Genomic DNA, 19,744 nt, shown 5'->3' with positions numbered 1-19,744 from the left:
GTTATACTACGCTGTCAATCTAAACTCTATATGAACTCTGTATTACAAATTCGGCAATTTAATTGTAAACGTCGTGCCTTCACCCGGCTCACTTGTTACGTGAATGTTCCCCTTATGCAGCTCAATGATTTGCTTTACGATCGATAATCCAAGCCCGGTTCCCTCTTTTGTGCGCGATGTATCCGCCCGGTAGAAGCGATTGAACAATTGCGATTGTTCCACTTCTGAAATCCCAATGCCCGTATCCTGTACTATCACCTCGATGTACCCATCCTTCTTCTCTAGTGCAATATGAATTTCTCCTTCTGGACGGTTATACTTAATTGCGTTCGTGAGCAAGTTCTCCCACACATTTTCAAATAAAGCCTCGTCCCCTCGATATGTCGTTGCCTCCATCTTCATGTGTAAGTTAAGGCGTTCTTCTTCGAGCCACCAGCGATATTTGTTGATACACGCTTTTAGTTGTTCATCTAGCCGATAATCTCTGTATTTCACCATCCGGGAAGACTGGTCAAGAGAGGTTAAGAGTAAAAGCTGGCGTGTTAATTTCGATAGGCGGTTTGTTTCTGACTGGATCACTTCTGCATAATTTTTACGCTCTTCATCAGGTATGTTTCCTCCTTTAAGCAAGTCTGCATAGCCTTGAATATTTAATAGCGGTGATTGAAAATCATGTGAAACATTACTAATAAATTCCTTGCGTATTTTATCATTTTCTTGAAGCTGGCCCACCATCGTATTGAAACTTGCTGCTAATTGGCCAATCTCATCGCGACGGTCAATGTTCAGCTTTGTGTCATACTTCTCATCAGCAATTCGTTTCGTTGCAGCCGTTAACTGTGTAATCGGAACAATGAGCATCTTTGCCACTAGTAACATCGCAAGCAAGCTTAGCAAAGCGGTGGCGATGATCAATCCTGCTAGGATCGTATGGACCTCGCTAAATAACAGCTTAATATCTGGCCGAATAAAAAGCGCATATTGCTTATTGTCATGCTTAAACGGAACCCCGATGGTATTGGACATTTCATTGGCGAAAAAACCTGTCACAAACGTCTCGCGTGGAAAATCCCTCATCCCATGATATACATGCCCTGCCAGCACCTGCTCTACAGAGTTCCTGTCTAGATTTTCCAACCGAAAGTCACCGCCGTAAAACGAAGACTTGCCTAGTTCGTCTACGACATAAAGCTGGTAGCCGATCCTGCCAATGGTCTTTAAATACTCATCTAAGTTCTCTTGCGGCGTTTCTTCAATATGATCCACAATCGTCTTCGCAATCTCGACATTTTTTTCATCATTACGCACTTTCATCACACGGTGATAATACGTATTTGTAACGAGAAAGCCGCCTATCGTGCTAAACACCATGATTAAGGCGGTCATGAGCACAAACTTTCCATATAACGATTTCATGAGCGATGCACCTCTAATTTGTAGCCAATGCCACGAACTGTCACAATTTCAACATCAGCCGCAATCTTGGCAAGGCGCTCCCGTATCCGTTTAATATGCGTATTCAGCGTTTGCTCATCGCCCTCATAGTCATAGCCCCACACACTTTCCATAATGGCGGCGCGTTGAAATACTTGATTTGGCTTGGAAGCAAGCAAAGCCAGTACCTCGAATTCCTTTAAGGGCATCAACAATGTACTAGAGCCCGCCGTCACCTCAAAGCTTTTGCGGTTGATCGTAACCGAACCTGCCTGCAGGATTGAATCCGCTGGTTTATCATAACGTCTCAATATGGCTGCGATACGAAAAAGCAGCTCCTTCGGCTCAAAGGGCTTCACCAGATAATCATCTGAACCGGCGAGAAAACCCTGCTCCTTATCTTCTAGTTCTCCCTTTGCTGTTAACAACAACACAGGAATGTCCCAGTCATCATGCAGCTTTTTCGTTAACTCAAACCCGTTCATGCCCGGCATCATGACATCGACAATTGCCAAATCAGGCAGCTCACTTTGTAAAACACCCAATGCCTGCACACCATTTTCCGCCTTGAGCACATGATAGCCAGCACGTGTTAAATGAATGCTTACGAGCTCTAATATATGTTTATCGTCGTCCACGACTAAGATTTTTCTCATCTGCCAACCCCCGCTTTACGGATATTTTTCTTCATTATAGCGAAAGAGCTGTCGGATTCACAAAAGCACAATAAAAAGCCCGGACAACTTGCCCGGACTTTTATCAACTTTCTATTTTTTTGTTGATTTCCACTCGCTGATTCCCCATGAACAAGATGGCAATCGCCGATAAAACAATCGGGATAAGCGCAAATAAAAAGATTGACGTAATTGAATCCGACATGGCGAGAACGACTTTATCCAAGATAAAATCAGGAATCTTGGCGCGTTGCCCAGCCTCAAACAGCTGCTGCGGATCATTCATTTGCATACCCGGTGCACCACCGTTTCCTCCCATTCCTTTAAAGGCGTCTTTCAACTTATCTGTGAAAATATTTTGCTGAATCGTTCCAAAGATCGTAACCCCCAGCGTCATCCCAAGGGAACGCAGAAAGGAGTTCGTCGAATTAGCTGAGCCCCGGTAACGCGGATCCAGATTATGAATCGATGCCGATGGAAGCAAGGAAAAAGAAAAGCCCATTCCAAAGCCGGCAATGACCATGTAAATCGTTAATACCCAGCGAGCTGTTTCCGGCGTCATATTTCCGAGTAAAAACATGCCGATAAAGTAAGCAACTACTGAAATCACCATTAAGTTTCGATAGCTTGTTTTCGTTTGAAAAGTCCCGCCAATGGCACTCCCAGCGACAGAACCAAGCATCATCGGTGTTAAAATCAAACCGGCGTTCTTAGCCGAGCCGCCATACACCGCTTGCACAAAGATTGGAATAAAGACGGCTAATATAATAAAGGTTGCCCCGTATAAGAAAGCAAGAATTTGCGAAGTGGCAAACAAGCGGCGTTTGAACATCCAGAATGAAATAATCGGCTCTTCCGCCTTTGTTTCCACCCACAGAAAAGTTCCAAAGAAGACCGCAAAGCCCGCAAATAAACTAATAATTTGAGTGGAATCCCACGAATATTCTTTACCGCCAAGCTCCAGCGCAAACATTAAGCAGACAACAGCTGCCACGAGCGTAATCGCTCCCGCCCAATCAATGCGCTGCTTCCGATGCTGTGTTGATTCATGATAATACTTAATAATTAAAAAGACAGAAACAATTCCAATCGGAACATTAATATAGAATACCCAATGCCAGCTAAACCAATCTGTAATATAAGCACCTAAAAGCGGCCCTAGCACACTAGAAGTACCAAACACAGCACCGAGCAATCCCGTCATTTTCCCACGCTTCTCCGGCGGGAAAATATCGAATACGATCGTAAAGGCAATCGGCATTAAAGCACCTCCGCCGATTCCCTGGATGGCACGGTAAATAATCAACTGGTCCATCGTCTGGGCGATTCCGCACAACGCTGACCCAATTAAAAATATGGCCAAACCGAAGATAAAGAAGCGTTTGCGGCCATACATATCAGACAGCTTTCCAAAAATCGGCATTCCGGCCATAACGGTGACCATATAAGCGGAAGTAACCCAGACAAACTTTTCGAATCCGCCCAAATCAGCAACGATCGTTCCCATTGCGGTAGCCACGATTGTATTATCCATCGCAGCCATTAAAATACCGAGAAGAAGGCCTGTTACTACAAACTTTAAATTACTGTTTTCATTAACCATACTACTCCCCCAAACATTTTTATGAGTGATATTTTACCATTAAAGTAACCCATAGTTATATTAAATTCTTGCTGTTTTTTCCTTTATTACAATCTATAAACCCCTCTTCCCTCTGCATTGTGTCTTTTTATCCCACTCTCGAAAATTCAATACTTACACAGCGATTTCTTTTCTTCTAACGATTAAACAGCTTATTATATTAACACGCATCAAGAAAAAGTCCTGCTCCTTGAAGCAGGACTTCCCAACCACTCATTTAGATTATTTGATTTTAATCTCTTCAGAATTGTATTTATTTGGATTTGTGTCTGGGTGATAGTTTTTCTCTATATTCCCGGAAGCATCCATTGAGAACCAGTTGATCACAGTTGATTTTGTAATAGACAGCTTTTCCCCATCCGTTTCACGAATGCCTCTTAAATTAATCGTTGGCGATTGAAAGGTTGGTTTGCTGCCATCTAACGTATAGTAAACAGTGGCTGGTTCGCTCGTTGTGAACTCCACTTCAAACCCGTTATTTACCTTTTTCTTCACTAGCTTGGAAGAAGGTGCTTTTTTATCCTTCTCATAGTCATTGGCTACTTTCAGCATACCTATTAATCCGTTAGCAAACTCCAGCGCTTCTTCGTGGCCTTCTTTAAATTCCGGCTGGAACCCTACTGGCTGCCATTTTCCTGTAGCTGCATCGTACAAATCAGCCCCTACTTCAAAATCCCATGCATAAATACCCTTTTTATACCAGAGCGCATCGGCAGAGTTTCCAGCTGCAGAATAGAGAACATCCGGAACCGGGCCTGTTCTGCTCGGGAGAATGACTGTTCCGCGGTGATCTTTGATTTCATCAAGAATTGTATTGGAAGCGGCCCAGAAATAAGCCTCCTGGCCGGCTGTTGGTCTTGGAAGGGTTTCACGCCCTTCCGCTTTATAGGCACCTGGAGGCCACATGAAATAGCCGCCGTAGCTATGAATGTTCATCGCAAATTTAATGTTGGCATTTTTATCAGCCAGCCACATTAAGTTTTTAGCTTCCGGCTCAGACACTTTCTCCGGACCGGCAAATGATCCACTTATGCATGAAGTTGATGCCCCGCTATACCCATCGTAAATGGACCCTATTTCATGGTTGCGGTTTAAATCTACTCCCCATGAATTTCTAATGGACGGATCACTGTATTCTGTGCCTTCACAATAATTGGTCATATTCTTGCGCTGCATATTGTAATCATAAAACGAATAGTGGCCGCCATCCGGATTCACAGTTGGAATAATGAAAATGTCAAGGTTGTCTACTAAGTTTCTCGTTTCTTTGTCTGTCGCATAGTTACGAAGCAGACGCTCAGCCGTTTCTACAGAAACAAGCGGCGTCACCCATTCGCGGGCATGCTCCTGTGAATAGGCTAGAACTCCCATCTTTGAACCGTCTCGCTGTTTCCCGATACGGATGGCTTTCATAGTGAATGGATTTCTTGAAATGTTATCTGGCGCATTCAAACTATCTGTCAATTGAACGGCCTGCGGAGCAATAACACCATTTCCGGTAGATTGATACGCTTTGCTCACTGTTACAAGAGAGCCGGCCGTTTGATTAATGGCTTCTTTTACTTGATTGCCTGTGCTGATTACCTGACCATTTTCGTCAGTTGCCAGCGCCACATTTACTTTCGAGCCATCGACCGCTACTTTTAAAGGAGCTCCTTTCTCATCCGGCTTAACCAGCTCTATGGTTACATTGTTTCCGCCCTCATGTCCCCATGCCCGTGAAGAAATGGCAATTGACGACTGGTTTTCTTTTTTGCCGACAATATTTTGGGCTTTTCTGCGGTATCCATTCGTCTTATTCGGCATTTCTACAACTTCTGCAAGCTTCGGAAATTCCTTCGCTAATGCTTCAATTCTATCTGTTACTTCAGTCGGGTCCATATAATGGTCTACAAAATCCGAAACATAATGCTTATTCCGCTTGTCCGGCTTGCCGCCGCCGACCCATTCAGTCACTTTTTGTGCCGTTTTGCCTCCTAGAGTGCTTGTAATGGTTACTTCATTTGGGGCTTTCTCAACAGGAATAAGTAAAGAGTGGTATAGGTAAACCCCTGCATCTTGGACTCTTTGCAGAGCGGCCGTTTGATTTGTCCCTTTCTCCTTCCAGGAGGCATTCAATGCGACACTTGCTACTGTTCCTGCGTTAGACTTTGCTTCTATGTACAGAAACGTTTCGTTCTGGCTTTCAAAATAGTTGGCTCTTAAAATTTTAATCTCATCTGCTTCTGCAGTTAGCTCTGTTTCCTTCTCTACTTTTTGCTGGCGCTGAGTTAAAATGTTCTGCACCTGCTCCTGGGTCGTCACCGTTTCAACTTGATAACCTTTCTCCTTTAGCTGCTTCAGTTCCCGGTCAGTTACAACCGCGTCTACTTCCAGCTTCCCGTCGTGTTCGTGAACATGTTCAGCAAGGTCAAACCCTTCATTGATAAGCTTGTCCAACGCCTTCCTGTCCTTTAAATAAACAGTGATCAGTGTGGCCTTCTCTTCAGCAACTGGCTGAGCGGCCACTGACGGCGCTGCCGCCGGACTGCTGTTAAATCCAGTGAGGAGAAACGCACTGGCGCAGACTGGCGCAAAGATTTTTGAAAACGATTTCAACTTCCTCATAAAAAGGAACACCCCCAAATAAAATAGAACCCGTTAACAGATTCCTCTTTTTCCATTATGGGGAATAAAATCAGGGTGGCTTGCCAGTTCTTGTCGGCGCTATCAGAAAAATTGTAGACAAAACCTTGCGTGATCCCTCTTCCTCCGACAGAAAAGATCTCCTCCACCCAACAGCGGGCTGCCCGTTTTTACCAATTCATTACACACCAAAAACCGCCTGTGCTAGAGCGGCGGTTTCTTGGAGTAAATATATTATCAGAAGCGGACAGCGGATCAATCGGCATGTCGCTATCCATTTATCTCTTCAGTCAGTTTTTTCTAAACTGGTCGAACAGTGATTTCATTCACGTTAACGTAACCAGGCTGAGTGACGGCATATACAACAGCTTTGGCGATATCTGCTGCTTCTAATTTTTTACGATCACTGCTGCCACGCCCCGTGCTTAAAGGAGTGTCTACCATGCCAGGAGAGATATTCGTTACATGCACTCCTGTTCTAGCAAGTTCTTTTTCCAAGCCTGTGGAAATCGCCCGAACCGCATATTTCGTTGCACTATAGACCGTACTCATTTTCGTCACTTCCAGGCCAGAAACAGAGGCAATATTAATAATGTGGCCGCTCTCCCGCTCCAGCATGGACGGCAGTACTGCATTAATTCCATAGAGAACGCCTTTAATATTCACATCAATCATTTGTTCCCATTCCCCTACTTTTCCGGACCGAATGGTGGCCTCGCGCATTTGTCCCGCGTTGTTGACGAAAATATCTACATTCCCAAAGGTGTCTATCGCTTTTTCCACTAGCTGCTGAACATCCTCTTCTTTCACCATATCTGTCTGAACAGCAAGCGCCTTTGCACTCTCGCTTTGGTTGATTTCACTTTCTAGATCCTTCAATTTTTCTATACGGCGGGCAGCCAAAACGACATTCGCTCCTTCACCTGCCAGCTCTTTCGCAATCGCCAAGCCGATCCCGCTGCTCGCCCCTGTGATAATCGCTGTTTTCCCTTGTAATTGACCCATGTCCAACTCCTCCTTTGCGTCTCTTTATAAAAGTGTATCACGCTCTATCTAGAAGAAGAAATGAATAGGCTCTCGTCAGCAGATTAAAAGACAATCAATATAGTATTCATGTGCACGGTGCTCTTTCGTTCAGGACCGTGACCTTAACGTCATTGAACGTAAAGACTGCTCCGCTTATTTCAGTATTTCTGACGATAGATGATCAGCTTCCCCCTGTTTCCAAGCCTTAATTGATTAGGATCGGTTAACTCATCTATCGTTAGTTCCCGCACCTCTTCCACGCTTAACTCTTCTCCCGCCCATGCCGTGTAAAATTCCACCACAAAACTTTTCTGAATGGCGATTTGGACATACTCCAATAAAGTTTGCAGACACTTGTTGTCCAGCTCATTTGCCTTATCCTTATTCATCCCAAAGTCTCCTAAATGCGCCATCACTTCATATTGACAGGGATAACTCAGGTTGGAGAGCGGACTGTCTGCTAATCTTTTAATCGTGATAGACGCTTCATCCACCGTATTAGCAAATACATTGTTTCCCTTATTAGAAAGCTTTTTTACTTCTCCAAACGTTCCGATCTCTAAAGGATGTTTGGCAGAAAGATAGTAAAACTGCGTCATTTTGTCACCGCTCCTGATCCCTATTTAAACGACTGTGCGTTAAATATTCTTAAAACTATTTACTCCTTAAACATAATGATAATTTATCCAAAAATTGATGTTCAAGTGAATAAAGTAACAGCTATTTCCACATAAGAAAACCCTATGCGATTCCTGCACAGGGTTAAACAAATACTTTAAATGGAAGAGTGGTCAGCGTTTGGCCGGTTGCTGAGTCAGTCAGATGATCTTCCAGCTTAAAATCAGCTACCGGTTCAATGCGTGAATACTTCTTCACAAAAGAAGTGAGAGCAATGCGGGCTTCGAGACGGGCAAGCGGCGCGCCCAAGCAAAAATGCGGTCCATTCCCAAATGTCACATGTTTCTTATTATTTGGCCGATGAATGTTAACCGCAAACGGATTTTCAAACATATCCTTATCCAAATTGGCTGCACTCAGCCAGGCAACCACAATATCTCCTTTTTTCAGCTCGACTCCTAACAGATGATTATCTTCTTTTACCGTGCGATCTATTTTAGATAATTGAAAACGATATCTGAGCATTTCTTCTACTGCTTGGGGAACTAATTCCGGCTGATGATGCAACTCTTCATAGACGTTTGGATTATCATACAATAAAGAATAAAAGGTGTTAGCTAATAAATGACTGGTCGTTTCAATCCCTGCACCTAGAATCAGCATCGTCGTCCTTATCGCTTCATCATCGGTAAAGGTCTCTCCATCCACTTCCGCCTTCAATAAGTCAGAGATAATGTCATCCGCCGGATTTTGTCTTTTCTGTACGACAATGGGATACAAATACTCATAATACTCCTTAGCAGCCACCTGCTTCTTGTTATTAATGTCTGCTTGTTCTTCTTTTTTGAAAGGCAAAAACAAAGTATCTACCCATTTTTTAAATAATAACCGATCTTTGGATGGGACTCCCATCAAGTCAGACATGATAATAATAGGGAGCTGACTCGTTAGTGACTGGACAATTTCAATTTTGGTATCTGTCCCTAGCTGTCCAATCAGCTCATCCACAATTTCTTGAATGCGGGGCTCCCAGTTTTTAAGGCTTCTCGGTGTGAAGGCTGCAGATAACAACGAACGACGTTTTCTATGCTTCGGCGGGTCGGCATCAATAAGATTCGTCTTGTCAGGTGCAAAACCATCCTTCATATCCGCTCCGACGGCAATAGTGGTACGGGTACGCTCACTCGAGAAGTTCTCATAATCGCTGATAACACGCTTTACATCTTCATATTTAAAGACATTCCACGTATTCGTTCCCTCATGGTAGCTCACCGGATTCATCTCCAGCATCTCTTTGCACCAAGCGTACGGATTAAATTCTTCTGAGCGCGTTTTAAATGGTGTAATTTCTTTTACTGCAATAATTTCTTTCATGCTGTTAAATCCTCCTACTTTGTAAAAATACCGGGAAAAGGCTTGAAAGTATTACCTATTATTCGTGCTATATTTTTACCTTTTTTCCTGAAAATACATAACAATGACATTATAGAATAATATTTTATTGCAAACCATGCTTCATCCGCACCATCCTAAAAACGACGAAATAGCCTCATGAAATCCCTTTATGTTTATGTCTCTTATTCAATTTATACAAAATAAAACCGACAGCTATTGCAGCTGCCGGTTACTTTCTTTGTTATTTTTCTCGTTCAATACAGTAAGTCTCCAAAACAGTTCCGCTCACAGTTCAATCGCCTCATTCATTGATATCACTGAACAGGCTGGTATCATCTGCTTAAAGCATCAGCGGCTAAATCACGCTATTAGCATATTGTGTAACTTGATTACGTCCATTTTCTTTAGAATAATACAAAGCTTGATCTGCAGCTGAAATAATGTCATTAGGCATCATTTCTCCTGTTGGGACAACTGAAGCAACTCCTATGCTAACTGTTACATAATTACTAATAGGAGAAGTTTTATGGGGTATTTTCAAATTAAGTATCGCTTTCCTTATTTCCTCGGCTATAAATAAGGCTTCCTGTTCCGTTCTTTGTAAAAGCAGCACCACAAATTCTTCACCGCCGTACCGGGCAATAAAATGTGAAGGCTCTTGGTTATATAGCTGGAGACATTCAGAGATCCTCCTTAAGCATTCGTCCCCAGCTAAATGTCCATATGTGTCGTTAAAATCTTTATAATGATCAATATCAAAGAGTATCAATGAAAAATTCTCGGATTTCTTCTTAGCTGCTTCCCATTCATTCACGATAAATTCATTAAAATAACGCCTATTATAAAGTCCTGTTAATTCATCATAATGAACCTTCATCTTTAACGAATGAATGCTCGTGGATAGTTCAGTCCTCATCCGCCCCACGTTTCTAATTAATTCAAACAGCTCATCTTTCTTTCTATATGTTGGCGTTTCTTTCGAAAAATCATGCTCCGTATAAGATTTCACACAGCTGCTTAATTCAATAATAGGTTTAATCACGGATTTTAAGAGACGGTAATTAATCCATAAATTGATAAATATGATCATAATTAAAGTGACGACTAATGCGGTAAGAGTCAGGTTAATTCTTGTTCGCATCGTATTTCTAACAATACTTCTTTGATCTTCTATCTTTTTAGAAAAGCTATTAGCTTGATTTCGGAAGTCATCCAGCGTCTCTTTCTCTTCATTTAGTAACCGAACACTTGGTTGTTCCCCTCTTTCGGTCGATTCTACTAGATGTTTCCCATAATGATTTTGCCAATACTGCCCTCTTTCTATAATCTTTTTTGCCTTCCTATTCAGGGCAGGAAATTTCTCGGTTTTCTGTATAAGCTCTTTTGAGTTCTGTGAAAATTGCTTTATTCCTTGATAATAGGGCTCCAGGAACGCTTCATCGTTCGTTAAGCTATACCCTCTTTGTCCCGTTTCCTGATCGACGAGAGCTTTAAATAAATCAATAGCTGATCCTTCAATACTGTCTAATGCTTGTTGACCTTTAATGTTGGCACTTAAGGAGAAACGAACACCTGCTACAGAAGCAATAACTAATAGAACTATAATGAGAGCCGAAACTATTATAGTAGATAACAATCTGTTTCCTAACTCTCCAAGAGAGTTTAAATTCATTATGATTCATCCACACCTTTACGCCTTTTAAAATATGGTTCTGTTATATTGATTTTCCATTATTGAAAAAATGAAATTCATTTTTAACAGAGCCGAAAGTATAAGTATACTGTATCATAGTTTTCAAATTATTGTTATTTAACTAATCCCTTATTACTATAGTTTTCTTGTTCACAAAATAAAAAACACGAGCAAAACTGGAGGAATAAACCAGGTTTCACCCGTGCTTGGGAATTATTTTTTGATTAAGAGAAGTTATATTATTCTTTACTAATTAGTTTTGACACAATATTCTCATTTAAACCCATCATTTTCTTATTACTTTTATCCTTCATAAAAAAGCAGCTCCATTAGCTTGTCTTTATCTAAACTTGTCCAGGCCTTTGTATTTCTTGTGATGTATCGGTGGAAAAAACATCCCGGAGAGGATCAGATAGATGGAATTATTGCAAATGCTATTCGAAGCTTTGATTTTAGCTGCTCTATTAGGAGAAATGTTTTTGTACAAAAATAAAAACAGAAAGGGAATTATATAGTATTGTTTTAGCGGCAGGCCTCACGATTATAAACTACAGTTCCTTGCCGAAAAATGACCATACAAAGCAAATGATCGCCCTAACATCGGGGACAGTAGGCATCCCATCGATTATACTAACATACTTCATTAAAGACGATGCTGTTTTAAGCCCCATCACGTTACCCATTTCGATCATCAGCGGGCTGCTATATCTATTCTTTAGAATATAAAAACTGTCATCTTACATACGAAGAATCTGTTTTGAGAAATTTCATCGAAACGGACTCTGTTCTATTCACTCTCTAAAAGTCGATTTTTGGTGAGCTGGGTGACAAAAGCATTCTAGCGTATGATCATTGACCATGCCTACCGCTTGCATATAAGAGTAGCAAATCGTGCTGCCCACAAATTTAAATCCGTCTTTCTTTAACTGTTTGCTCATTTTATCACTGATGGCATCCGAAACAGGAACCTCTTCTGCTGTTTTCCAGTGATTGACGACCGGCTTGTGATTCACAAACCCCCATATATAATTAGCAAATGAACCATACTCCTCTTTCAATCGCAAAAATGCCTCTGCATTCGTTACCACACTTTTGATTTTTAATTTATTTCGGACAATCCCTTTGTCTTCTACCAATGATTGCAATTTTTCGTCCGTGTAATGTACGATTTTTTCCGCTTTAAAATAATCAAAAGCTTTTCGGTAATTTTCTCTTTTTTGTAAAATGGTCCACCAACTAAGACCAGCTTGCGCTCCTTCTAGACATAACATCTCAAATAACAGTTGATCATCGTAAACGGGTACTCCCCATTCCTTATCATGATACTCCATATATAGGGGCTCTTTCGTTACCCACGCACATCTTTTGCTCATTTATAAACCCATCCTTCTTTGATTTAAAGAGTTCATTTTTATCCTCACGTCTTTAATATACCTAACAATTACTTCCAAGGTCCAACACCATTCCCGTATCAGCCTATTTGTCATACATAGTAAATGCATTCGCTTCAGCCCATTGTGCTTTTCATCTTTACTTTCACTCGGACGCAACCACACTTTTGAGAATATTCAAACGTTTTCTTTCTTCTAAAATACTATTGTAATAAATCTAAATATTCACTATAATTTTATTGATTAGTAGTCCACTTGAAAAAGCGGAGAGTAAGGGTCATCGTCGTCTACGGAAGAAATAACCCTTTAAGATAATCGTTTGATTAAATATAACCGTCACTAGATCAACCTTAGGAAGGGAGAGCAGGCTCATAGCAGCGTAATGTAATATAGCCATTTTCTAAAATTAGTAGAGGAGATATCTATGAAAAACCAATTAAAAAAGTGGAATCGATTGAGCTTGGTAAAGCAAATAATTATCGGTTTAATTGTTGGTATTGCTTTGGCTTTAACGATTCCTGACGCAGCAAAACCCGTTGTCATTTTAGGCTCTTTATTCGTAGGCGCCTTGAAAGCGATTGCGCCTGTACTCGTATTATTTTTGGTTATGTCCGCTATTGCTCAGCACAAGAGCGGTCAAAAAACAAATATGTCATCTATCGTCGTCCTTTATCTTTTAGGAACTTTTTTAGCTGGATTTATCGCCGTTATTGTAAGTTTTATGTTCCCGGTTCATTTAACGCTGGCTAAGGCTACGGAAGACTTAACGGCTCCTGGTGGTGTTTCCGAGGTACTCAAAACACTGCTCATGAATATTGTTGATAACCCGTTTAACGCCATTACTAACGCTAATTATATTGGTATATTATCTTGGGCGATTCTTCTAGGCATTGCCTTGAAGAACGCATCAGATACTACGAAGACCGTCATTTCTAACTTTTCAGATGCCGTATCTAAAATTGTAACGTGGATCATTAAATTTGCTCCACTAGGAATCATGGGCTTAGTCTTCGAATCGATTACAGCAAATGGCATTGATGCTTTGCTAAGCTATGGAAAATTACTGGCCGTTTTAATCGGTTGTATGCTCTTTGTTGCACTGGTCGTCAATCCTGTTATTGTGTTCTTAGCTGTGCGCCAAAATCCATACCCGCTCGTATTTAAATGTATCAGAGAAAGTGGTATTACAGCCTTCTTCACACGCAGTTCAGCGGCAAACATTCCGGTTAATATGAAACTGTGTGAAAAACTAGGTTTAGATAAGGATACCTACTCTGTATCCATTCCGTTAGGCGCTACCATCAATATGGCCGGTGCAGCGGTAACAATTTCCGTTTTAACACTAGCAGCAGTTCATACACTCGGTATTCAAGTGGATATCCCGACAGCCATTATCTTAAGTGTTCTGTCTGCTGTATGTGCCTGCGGTGCTTCTGGAGTGGCTGGCGGTTCCTTATTGCTTATCCCACTAGCCTGCAGCCTGTTCGGAATTTCAAATGATGTAGCGATGACAGTAGTAGGGGTAGGCTTTATTGTAGGGGTTCTCCAAGACTCTTTCGAAACGGCCCTTAACTCCTCTACAGACGTCCTCTTCACAGCAACAGCTGAATTCAGAGAGCGACGCAAACAAGGGCAAAAGGTAAATATTAAAAAATTAACTTAAAAACAATGCCCCCGGCTTCAATGGAGCCAGGGGCATTGTTTTTAATAACAAATTCAATAACCGTTAGCAAGCAAATTCTCAAAACTCATTATCTATTCACAGTTCTTTCATCTTTTACGTGAAATATTCTAATTTCGCCTCTGGAAAGAATTTCTTCATATAGGAATAAAGATGATTTTTTATATCTTCCTCTTCTTCCTTTTGATAAATGTATTTTCCAATTCCGTACTTTCCCCATTTATACCTTCTTTTCTCTTCATCTAATTCTAATTTTGTCATAGGGTAATTTTTTTGGATTACTCTTTTAGCTGGCTTCGTAAAGCGATGCTGAATAAACTCAAACGTCAAATCCTTCCTTGCTTCTGGAGGCAATTCTGCATCCAAGCGCTCAAACATATGAAGGTATCCTTCCTCCCATCCTTCGTGAAGATAAATAGGAGCTACAATAAAACCAAGTGGATACCCCGCTCTAGCGACTTTTCCTGCCGCTTCAATTCTTTTCTCTAAAGGAGAAGTCCCCGGCTCGAAGTTCTTAACGACATAATCGGCGTTCACACTAAATCGAAATCTAGTCTTTCCGTTATGTTTTGCATCAAGCAGGTGATCGACATGGTGAAACTTTGTTACAAATCTTAATTTCCCGTACTCCGATTCTCCAAAATGTTCAATTGCACGCTTTAATGTATGAGTCAAATAATCAATCCCAACGATATCAGATGTACAGGACGCTTCAAACCTTGTAATCTCGGGAGCACGCTCGGCTATGTACTGATCGGCAGCTTCCAAAATTTCATCTACATTTACATACGTGCGAATGTACGGCTTACTTCCCATCGTCGTTTGTAAATAGCAATAATGACAATGGCCCATGCAGCCCGTCGCAAAAGGAATAGCGTACTCCGCAGAAGGCTTGGAAGTGTCAAATTTTAATGTTTTTCTAATGCCGACCACTAGCGTAGATTTGGCAACCCGGTATCTTTGAAAGTCATTTTCACCTGGAAGATTTCTCACTTGATTATGCGAAGTCGTATATCGAATTTCAACATCCATTTTTTCAAATTTCTCTTTAAGCTGTTTGCCTAATGGATAATCCAGCGCATCGGGTTCAAAATACACCAATTTAGGGTTGAATGGTTTATTCATTCCAATCTCCCCTCTGATTCCATTCCGTAATAGTATTCGTAAGCCTGCTTCGCCTCTTCCTCTGTGGGATAAATCGCCATTTCACTTGATAGTGGATAGTAATTTTCATATAAAAACAAAGATAATCCAGCAGAATTATCCGGGTCATTAACGACCGCTGCCGCCTGTATATTTGCTACGTCCTGAGTATGGGGATTGCGATAAAAAACATAGACAATGTCTCCAGCCTGATACGTTCGATTTTCGTTAGATAGTTCCATTTCATCACCTTTTCTTTCCACAAAAATCCATAAGTTAAGTAATTTGTTATTTACATTTTGCCTTTAGTTCCTACAAATTATGTTTGCCTAATTACGGAAAACAACCTCATAAAGACATCAATCTATCAGTTATTACTCTACATACACAAAAAGAAAATTTTACTATGAAATTTCAACAAATAGCGGAGGAATCGTTTTAGTACCAACTCTTGTTAAGTAACACTAAAGCTGTTTAATTTTTATTAGACTAACGGGGCAGGTTAATTCAAGAAGAAATGAAAAGCAAATCGAGATACGTCCTCAGTATTAGCCCTAGTATAAGAAAATTAAGGGTAACAGATAATACATGAAAAGGAGGTTAAACATAATGTCACAAGAGCATGACAATATACATGGAAAAACTCCAGGCGTGCTAAAGGGCGAGATGGACAGAGAACCAATAGGAGATCAACTGAATAACGATAACGCATTTAGCGATAAAGGCTTAAATAATGCACGTTTAACTCGCGAAGCTGCGAAGAAAGAAAATTAATAAAAGAAAGATACGGCCAGTTTTCATTTGGCTGGCTTTTTTGTGCCTTGAAACCTTGTTAGATGAATAAGAATTAAACGACTTTATTATTGGTTTTTGAGTGCAAATGCACTTAGATGGATAGAGATTAAATAACTTTAAAGGGCCTTGCTACACAATAAAATGCAGCAAGGCTCTTATATTTTCCTATTAGCGTTAAATAACTTTAGCAGCTCTTATGATTCTTACCTATCTATACAGCCGAACTTTATTCCTTACGAAAGCTCCTTTATTTGCTTCGTCAGCTCTTTAAATCTCAAATCGAGTTCCTTGTACGCTTGATCCGCAGGCGTCATAAAGCTAAGCTTTCCTAAAACCTCTTGTCGTTCTGTTTCGAGCTTTAAACGTAATTCTTCCCAATCATCTCTTTGCTGGGACATTTCGTTCCATTGCTTCCGGATGCTGTTGTTCGCTACAACCAGCTTACTGCTTGTTATTTTCTCAAGAAAGTAGCGATCATGTGAAACGACAAGCAGCGTACCGTCATACTGGGCTAAAGTATTTTCCAATTGTTCACGTGAAGGCAAATCAAGGTGATTCGTCGGCTCATCTAAAATTAATACATCTTTTTCAGCTAGAATATAAGCCATTAGCTTACACTTTACACGCTCCCCCATACTCATATTTTGGATGGGCTCTTTCCATTGAGAGGCCGTAAATCCCAAATGCTTCATTAAATTTTGAACCTGGCCTCTCGCTTCATAAGTATCTTGATAAAACAGCTGTTTCGGTGTTTGTTCAAGCGGCAAATCAAACACCTCCTGCGTTAAATAGCCGATAGTGGCAGAAGGGGAAACCCACACCTTTCCTTCTGCTGTTTCCTCCCCAACGATTATTTTTAGTAAAGTCGTCTTTCCGCTGCCATTCGGGCCTGTGATCGCTACCTTTTCCCCGTGCTGAATGGTAAAATTGGCGTTTGTAAATAAGGAATGTCCAGCAAATGCCTTTGTTACATTTTTAACTTCTACAAACCGCTTTCCCGTCTTGTTGCTCGTTTTCATCGAAAAATGCACTTCATACTCTGGCTCAATCCGCTCTGCCTTGGCCTTTTCCAGCTCTTTTTCAAGACGCTTTTGTTTTGATTTTACTTGAGCATCCATGCGCTTGGCCTTTACGCGATAATGTTCTTTAATGCCTTCCTGTTTCGTCGATTGGGCGTGGGCTTTTTTCGACCAGGACGTGAGCTCTTGCATTTGGGATTCAATACGCTCCACCATTTTTTGCTGCTTTTCATATTCGCGTTGCTGAGTCAATCTCTTCTGTTGGCGAGCTTCCATGTAACTTGTGTAATTCCCTTTATGCTCGATCAGTTTTTTGCCCTCAATTGACCAGATTTTTGTAGCCACCTTATCTAAAAAATAGCGATCATGTGAAACGAGGACAATTGTACCTTTATAATGTTTCATCTGCTCAATGAGCAGCTCAGTGCTTTTCTCATCGAGGTGATTAGTTGGTTCATCTAATAATAAAAGATGGACGTCTTTTGAAAAACCTTTTGCCAATCGGGCTTTTAATTTCTCTCCTCCGCTTAGTTGTGAAAAATGGCGGTTCGGCACTTCCCATTTTCTTAGCAAGACTTCCTCTACAGGGCTCACTTCTGCGGAAGAGTAGAATTCCGTTTCCTGTTCAACGAATGCCATCTCCAAATTTGGCTGCAGCCATCGGATTTGCCCTGCTGTCGGGATCAATTCCTGGTGAATCAATTGAAGCAAAGTAGATTTTCCCGCTCCATTTTTGCCAATGATTCCGATGACTTCTCCTTGTTGAACACTGGCATTGATCCCTTCAAATATCATAAGATCCATTATTTCAAAACTAACATTTTGCAATTTAAACAGCTCATTCATACTCTTCATCCCTCTCTATTAAAGGGAGGACAAAAAAATCCTCCCAATTGATTTGGAAGGATTAGCCGCATTTTTGCGTTGTTCAAATAAGCTATTTGATTCAATAGCTGTACAGTATATAGAAAATGGGCAGACTAATCCTATTTTGTGTGATTTGAAATATGCGATTTCAAATGTAGAAAATAAGATTATTTGTCCATCGTCCACCCATCATCCCTTCTATTGTTTAGTAAAGACATTGTAGCATACAGATCTAAAAAAGGAAAATTGAGTAAGGACTTTAAATTAGTTTGACCTATATATATTAGACCTTCTTCTAGCCCTTTCCTACTGAATATTTTTAAGTCTGCCGAAACCATATCTTTCTTCTTTTATTGCTTCATAAGCTTACTATATAATGAGATAAATTAATTATAGAACTGGATGAAACGTTATGAATGGACTATCAATGAAGCTATCAGCTAAAGATGCTTTGAATAGCATAGGGGAGAATATCATCATCGCGGATACAGACTATAAAATTACTTGGATGAATACGAAAGCAGACAAGTCCCTGTCTGCTATTGCTCCTTTATATGGCCTGACGAACGCAGAAGAAATGATAGGGCTCAGTATGGATTTTTTTCATAAAAAACCTGAGCATCAGCAGCTTATGATGGAGCAATTGCAAGAAGGCCATCGGGCAAGAATTACGATCAAGAATACATTTATCGCCGATATCGTCGTGACTCCTATCAAAAACAGCCAACATAACGAGCAGATTGAAGGCTATATGGTAATGCTTTTGGATGTCACCTCGCATGCTGAAGAAGAGAAAAGAAAAGACGCACTAATTCAAGATTTATCCGTGCCTCTCTTAAACATATGGGAAAAGACAATCGTCTTGCCGCTGGCAGGTGTACTAGACTGGAATCGCGGCGAGCTCGTCTTGTCCACTGTTTTGGAAGAATGCGCCTCTCAAAAAATAGAATACTTTCTTATCAGTCTAAGAGGGATTAGCCATTTTGATGACAGCGTTAGAAACTATCTTCAAAAATTAGCTGGTTGCCTAAAGCTGATTGGCGTGCAATGCATTATAGTGGGAATCAAGCCAGAGCTGGCTCTGAGTATTCGTGAATTAAAAGATATACCGATATTCCGTGATGCCCATGCTGGTTTAAAGCACATTATGAAGCTGCAAGAGAAGGAATCTCCCAACAGCACATTAAGAATATAGTTGAGATACAAAAGGGATTACCTGAACTAGCTGGGTAATCTCTTTTGCATATTACTAGAGCCTAAGATAATACATCAATCATACATATTTACAAGTTTAGTCATATAAGTTTATATGCCTTCAGTATTCATTAAGACAATACGCCAGCCGTCTGGATCTTCAATAGTGGTTCCTTTTTCTGCCCAATAGGGATTCTCGGGCTCCACCTCTGGATATCCCATTTGTTCTAGCCTGTTTTTGATACGTTGAATCTTCTCTATATCTGGAATATACAATACAAGAAGATTATCTTTTGTAGGGGCCGGACACGGGCTGCCTTCAATATGCTCCGTAAATTCTAAATGGCAGCTGGCATTTGGCAATCCTAGCATGATCCCATTATATCCCCGATGCCCTGTAAACGAACCAATTTTATTCAATCCGACTCCTTCACAATAAAATCGTTCAATTTCCGATAATCGATCTGTCGGCCTCGCAATACGTACTTGAGCGACCTGTAAATCATCTGCCCATTGCTCACTCATCACTATTTCCCCCTTCCCCCTT

16 protein-coding genes are annotated in these 19,744 nt (G+C 40.9%); 3 read left to right on the top strand and 13 right to left on the bottom strand.

The features are described 5' to 3' along the window. Positions 1 to 42: 42 nt before the first annotated feature. From AC623_RS00570 to AC623_RS00530, 9 genes are all read right to left on the bottom strand, one after another. On the bottom strand, positions 43 to 1,416 hold the full coding sequence (locus AC623_RS00570) for a sensor histidine kinase (protein WP_049659460.1): 1,374 nt from the start codon (positions 1,414 to 1,416) through the stop codon (positions 43 to 45). Beyond that, positions 1,413 to 2,090, bottom strand: a complete 678-nt coding sequence (locus tag AC623_RS00565; RefSeq protein ID WP_049659458.1) for a response regulator transcription factor — start codon at positions 2,088 to 2,090, stop codon at positions 1,413 to 1,415. The genes AC623_RS00570 and AC623_RS00565 overlap by 4 nt, the downstream gene beginning before the upstream one ends. 103 nt (positions 2,091 to 2,193) lie before the next feature. Next, positions 2,194 to 3,711 (bottom strand): MDR family MFS transporter, encoded by a 1,518-nt coding sequence (locus tag AC623_RS00560; RefSeq protein ID WP_049659456.1) that lies wholly within the window; start codon positions 3,709 to 3,711, stop codon positions 2,194 to 2,196. Positions 3,712 to 3,972: 261 nt separating this feature from the next. Beyond that, entirely contained in the window at positions 3,973 to 6,357 is a 2,385-nt protein-coding gene (locus tag AC623_RS00555; RefSeq protein WP_049659455.1) for a M14 family metallopeptidase, read from the bottom strand. Positions 6,358 to 6,675: 318 nt separating this feature from the next. After that, positions 6,676 to 7,380, bottom strand: coding sequence for an SDR family oxidoreductase (locus AC623_RS00550; protein WP_049659453.1), 705 nt, complete (start codon positions 7,378 to 7,380; stop codon positions 6,676 to 6,678). 179 nt (positions 7,381 to 7,559) lie between these two features. Next, positions 7,560 to 8,000 (bottom strand): hypothetical protein, encoded by a 441-nt coding sequence (locus AC623_RS00545; protein WP_049659451.1) that lies wholly within the window; start codon positions 7,998 to 8,000, stop codon positions 7,560 to 7,562. 163 nt (positions 8,001 to 8,163) lie between these two features. Further along, on the bottom strand, positions 8,164 to 9,393 hold the full coding sequence (locus tag AC623_RS00540; RefSeq protein WP_049659450.1) for a cytochrome P450: 1,230 nt from the start codon (positions 9,391 to 9,393) through the stop codon (positions 8,164 to 8,166). Between the two features lie 376 nt (positions 9,394 to 9,769). After that, on the bottom strand, positions 9,770 to 11,086 hold the full coding sequence (locus tag AC623_RS00535; RefSeq protein ID WP_049659449.1) for a sensor domain-containing diguanylate cyclase: 1,317 nt from the start codon (positions 11,084 to 11,086) through the stop codon (positions 9,770 to 9,772). 812 nt (positions 11,087 to 11,898) lie between these two features. Then, the gene (locus AC623_RS00530; RefSeq protein ID WP_049659446.1) at positions 11,899 to 12,480 is read right to left on the bottom strand and encodes a DNA-3-methyladenine glycosylase I; all 582 of its coding nucleotides are present in this window, start codon (positions 12,478 to 12,480) and stop codon (positions 11,899 to 11,901) included. Between the two features lie 442 nt (positions 12,481 to 12,922). On the opposite strand from AC623_RS00530, the gene sstT reads away from it, so the two are divergent. Then, positions 12,923 to 14,161, top strand: coding sequence for a serine/threonine transporter SstT (sstT, locus tag AC623_RS00525; RefSeq protein WP_049659444.1), 1,239 nt, complete (start codon positions 12,923 to 12,925; stop codon positions 14,159 to 14,161). Between the two features lie 114 nt (positions 14,162 to 14,275). Here the strand turns inward: sstT and splB are convergent, their stop codons facing one another. Further along, positions 14,276 to 15,304, bottom strand: a complete 1,029-nt coding sequence (splB, locus tag AC623_RS00520; RefSeq protein ID WP_049659442.1) for a spore photoproduct lyase — start codon at positions 15,302 to 15,304, stop codon at positions 14,276 to 14,278. Next, a complete protein-coding gene (locus tag AC623_RS00515; RefSeq protein ID WP_049659441.1) occupies positions 15,301 to 15,564 on the bottom strand; it encodes a transcriptional regulator SplA domain-containing protein in 264 nt (87 codons plus the stop codon). The genes splB and AC623_RS00515 overlap by 4 nt, the downstream gene beginning before the upstream one ends. A 367-nt stretch (positions 15,565 to 15,931) precedes the next feature. On the opposite strand from AC623_RS00515, the gene AC623_RS21315 reads away from it, so the two are divergent. After that, positions 15,932 to 16,096, top strand: coding sequence for a hypothetical protein (locus tag AC623_RS21315; protein ID WP_156186974.1), 165 nt, complete (start codon positions 15,932 to 15,934; stop codon positions 16,094 to 16,096). Between the two features lie 254 nt (positions 16,097 to 16,350). Here the strand turns inward: AC623_RS21315 and abc-f are convergent, their stop codons facing one another. After that, the gene (gene abc-f, locus AC623_RS00510) at positions 16,351 to 17,982 is read right to left on the bottom strand and encodes a ribosomal protection-like ABC-F family protein (protein ID WP_049659439.1); all 1,632 of its coding nucleotides are present in this window, start codon (positions 17,980 to 17,982) and stop codon (positions 16,351 to 16,353) included. Between the two features lie 433 nt (positions 17,983 to 18,415). On the opposite strand from abc-f, the gene AC623_RS00505 reads away from it, so the two are divergent. Further along, positions 18,416 to 19,198, top strand: a complete 783-nt coding sequence (locus tag AC623_RS00505; RefSeq protein WP_049659436.1) for an STAS domain-containing protein — start codon at positions 18,416 to 18,418, stop codon at positions 19,196 to 19,198. Positions 19,199 to 19,308: 110 nt separating this feature from the next. On the opposite strand, the gene AC623_RS00500 is transcribed toward AC623_RS00505, so the two are convergent. Beyond that, a complete protein-coding gene (locus AC623_RS00500; RefSeq protein WP_049659435.1) occupies positions 19,309 to 19,722 on the bottom strand; it encodes a VOC family protein in 414 nt (137 codons plus the stop codon). Between the last annotated feature and the right edge of the window lie 22 nt (positions 19,723 to 19,744).

The sequence above is a fragment of the Bacillus sp. FJAT-27231 genome (genome assembly GCF_001183975.1).
GTDB lineage: Bacteria > Bacillota > Bacilli > Bacillales > Domibacillaceae > Pseudobacillus > Pseudobacillus wudalianchiensis.
The sequence above is the reverse complement of the archived record's forward strand: the minus strand, read 5'-3'. Positions and strand labels throughout refer to the sequence as shown.

Coding starts and splice junctions, on each gene's coding strand:
- AC623_RS00570 (WP_049659460.1), bottom strand. CDS start 1,416: ATGAAATCGTTATATGGAAAGTTTGTGCTCATGACCGCCTTAATCATG.
- AC623_RS00565 (WP_049659458.1), bottom strand. CDS start 2,090: ATGAGAAAAATCTTAGTCGTGGACGACGATAAACATATATTAGAGCTC.
- AC623_RS00560 (WP_049659456.1), bottom strand. CDS start 3,711: ATGGTTAATGAAAACAGTAATTTAAAGTTTGTAGTAACAGGCCTTCTT.
- AC623_RS00555 (WP_049659455.1), bottom strand. CDS start 6,357: ATGAGGAAGTTGAAATCGTTTTCAAAAATCTTTGCGCCAGTCTGCGCC.
- AC623_RS00550 (WP_049659453.1), bottom strand. CDS start 7,380: ATGGGTCAATTACAAGGGAAAACAGCGATTATCACAGGGGCGAGCAGC.
- AC623_RS00545 (WP_049659451.1), bottom strand. CDS start 8,000: ATGACGCAGTTTTACTATCTTTCTGCCAAACATCCTTTAGAGATCGGA.
- AC623_RS00540 (WP_049659450.1), bottom strand. CDS start 9,393: ATGAAAGAAATTATTGCAGTAAAAGAAATTACACCATTTAAAACGCGC.
- AC623_RS00535 (WP_049659449.1), bottom strand. CDS start 11,086: ATGAATTTAAACTCTCTTGGAGAGTTAGGAAACAGATTGTTATCTACT.
- AC623_RS00530 (WP_049659446.1), bottom strand. CDS start 12,480: ATGAGCAAAAGATGTGCGTGGGTAACGAAAGAGCCCCTATATATGGAG.
- sstT (WP_049659444.1), top strand. CDS start 12,923: ATGAAAAACCAATTAAAAAAGTGGAATCGATTGAGCTTGGTAAAGCAA.
- splB (WP_049659442.1), bottom strand. CDS start 15,304: ATGAATAAACCATTCAACCCTAAATTGGTGTATTTTGAACCCGATGCG.
- AC623_RS00515 (WP_049659441.1), bottom strand. CDS start 15,564: ATGGAACTATCTAACGAAAATCGAACGTATCAGGCTGGAGACATTGTC.
- AC623_RS21315 (WP_156186974.1), top strand. CDS start 15,932: ATGTCACAAGAGCATGACAATATACATGGAAAAACTCCAGGCGTGCTA.
- abc-f (WP_049659439.1), bottom strand. CDS start 17,982: ATGAATGAGCTGTTTAAATTGCAAAATGTTAGTTTTGAAATAATGGAT.
- AC623_RS00505 (WP_049659436.1), top strand. CDS start 18,416: ATGAATGGACTATCAATGAAGCTATCAGCTAAAGATGCTTTGAATAGC.
- AC623_RS00500 (WP_049659435.1), bottom strand. CDS start 19,722: ATGAGTGAGCAATGGGCAGATGATTTACAGGTCGCTCAAGTACGTATT.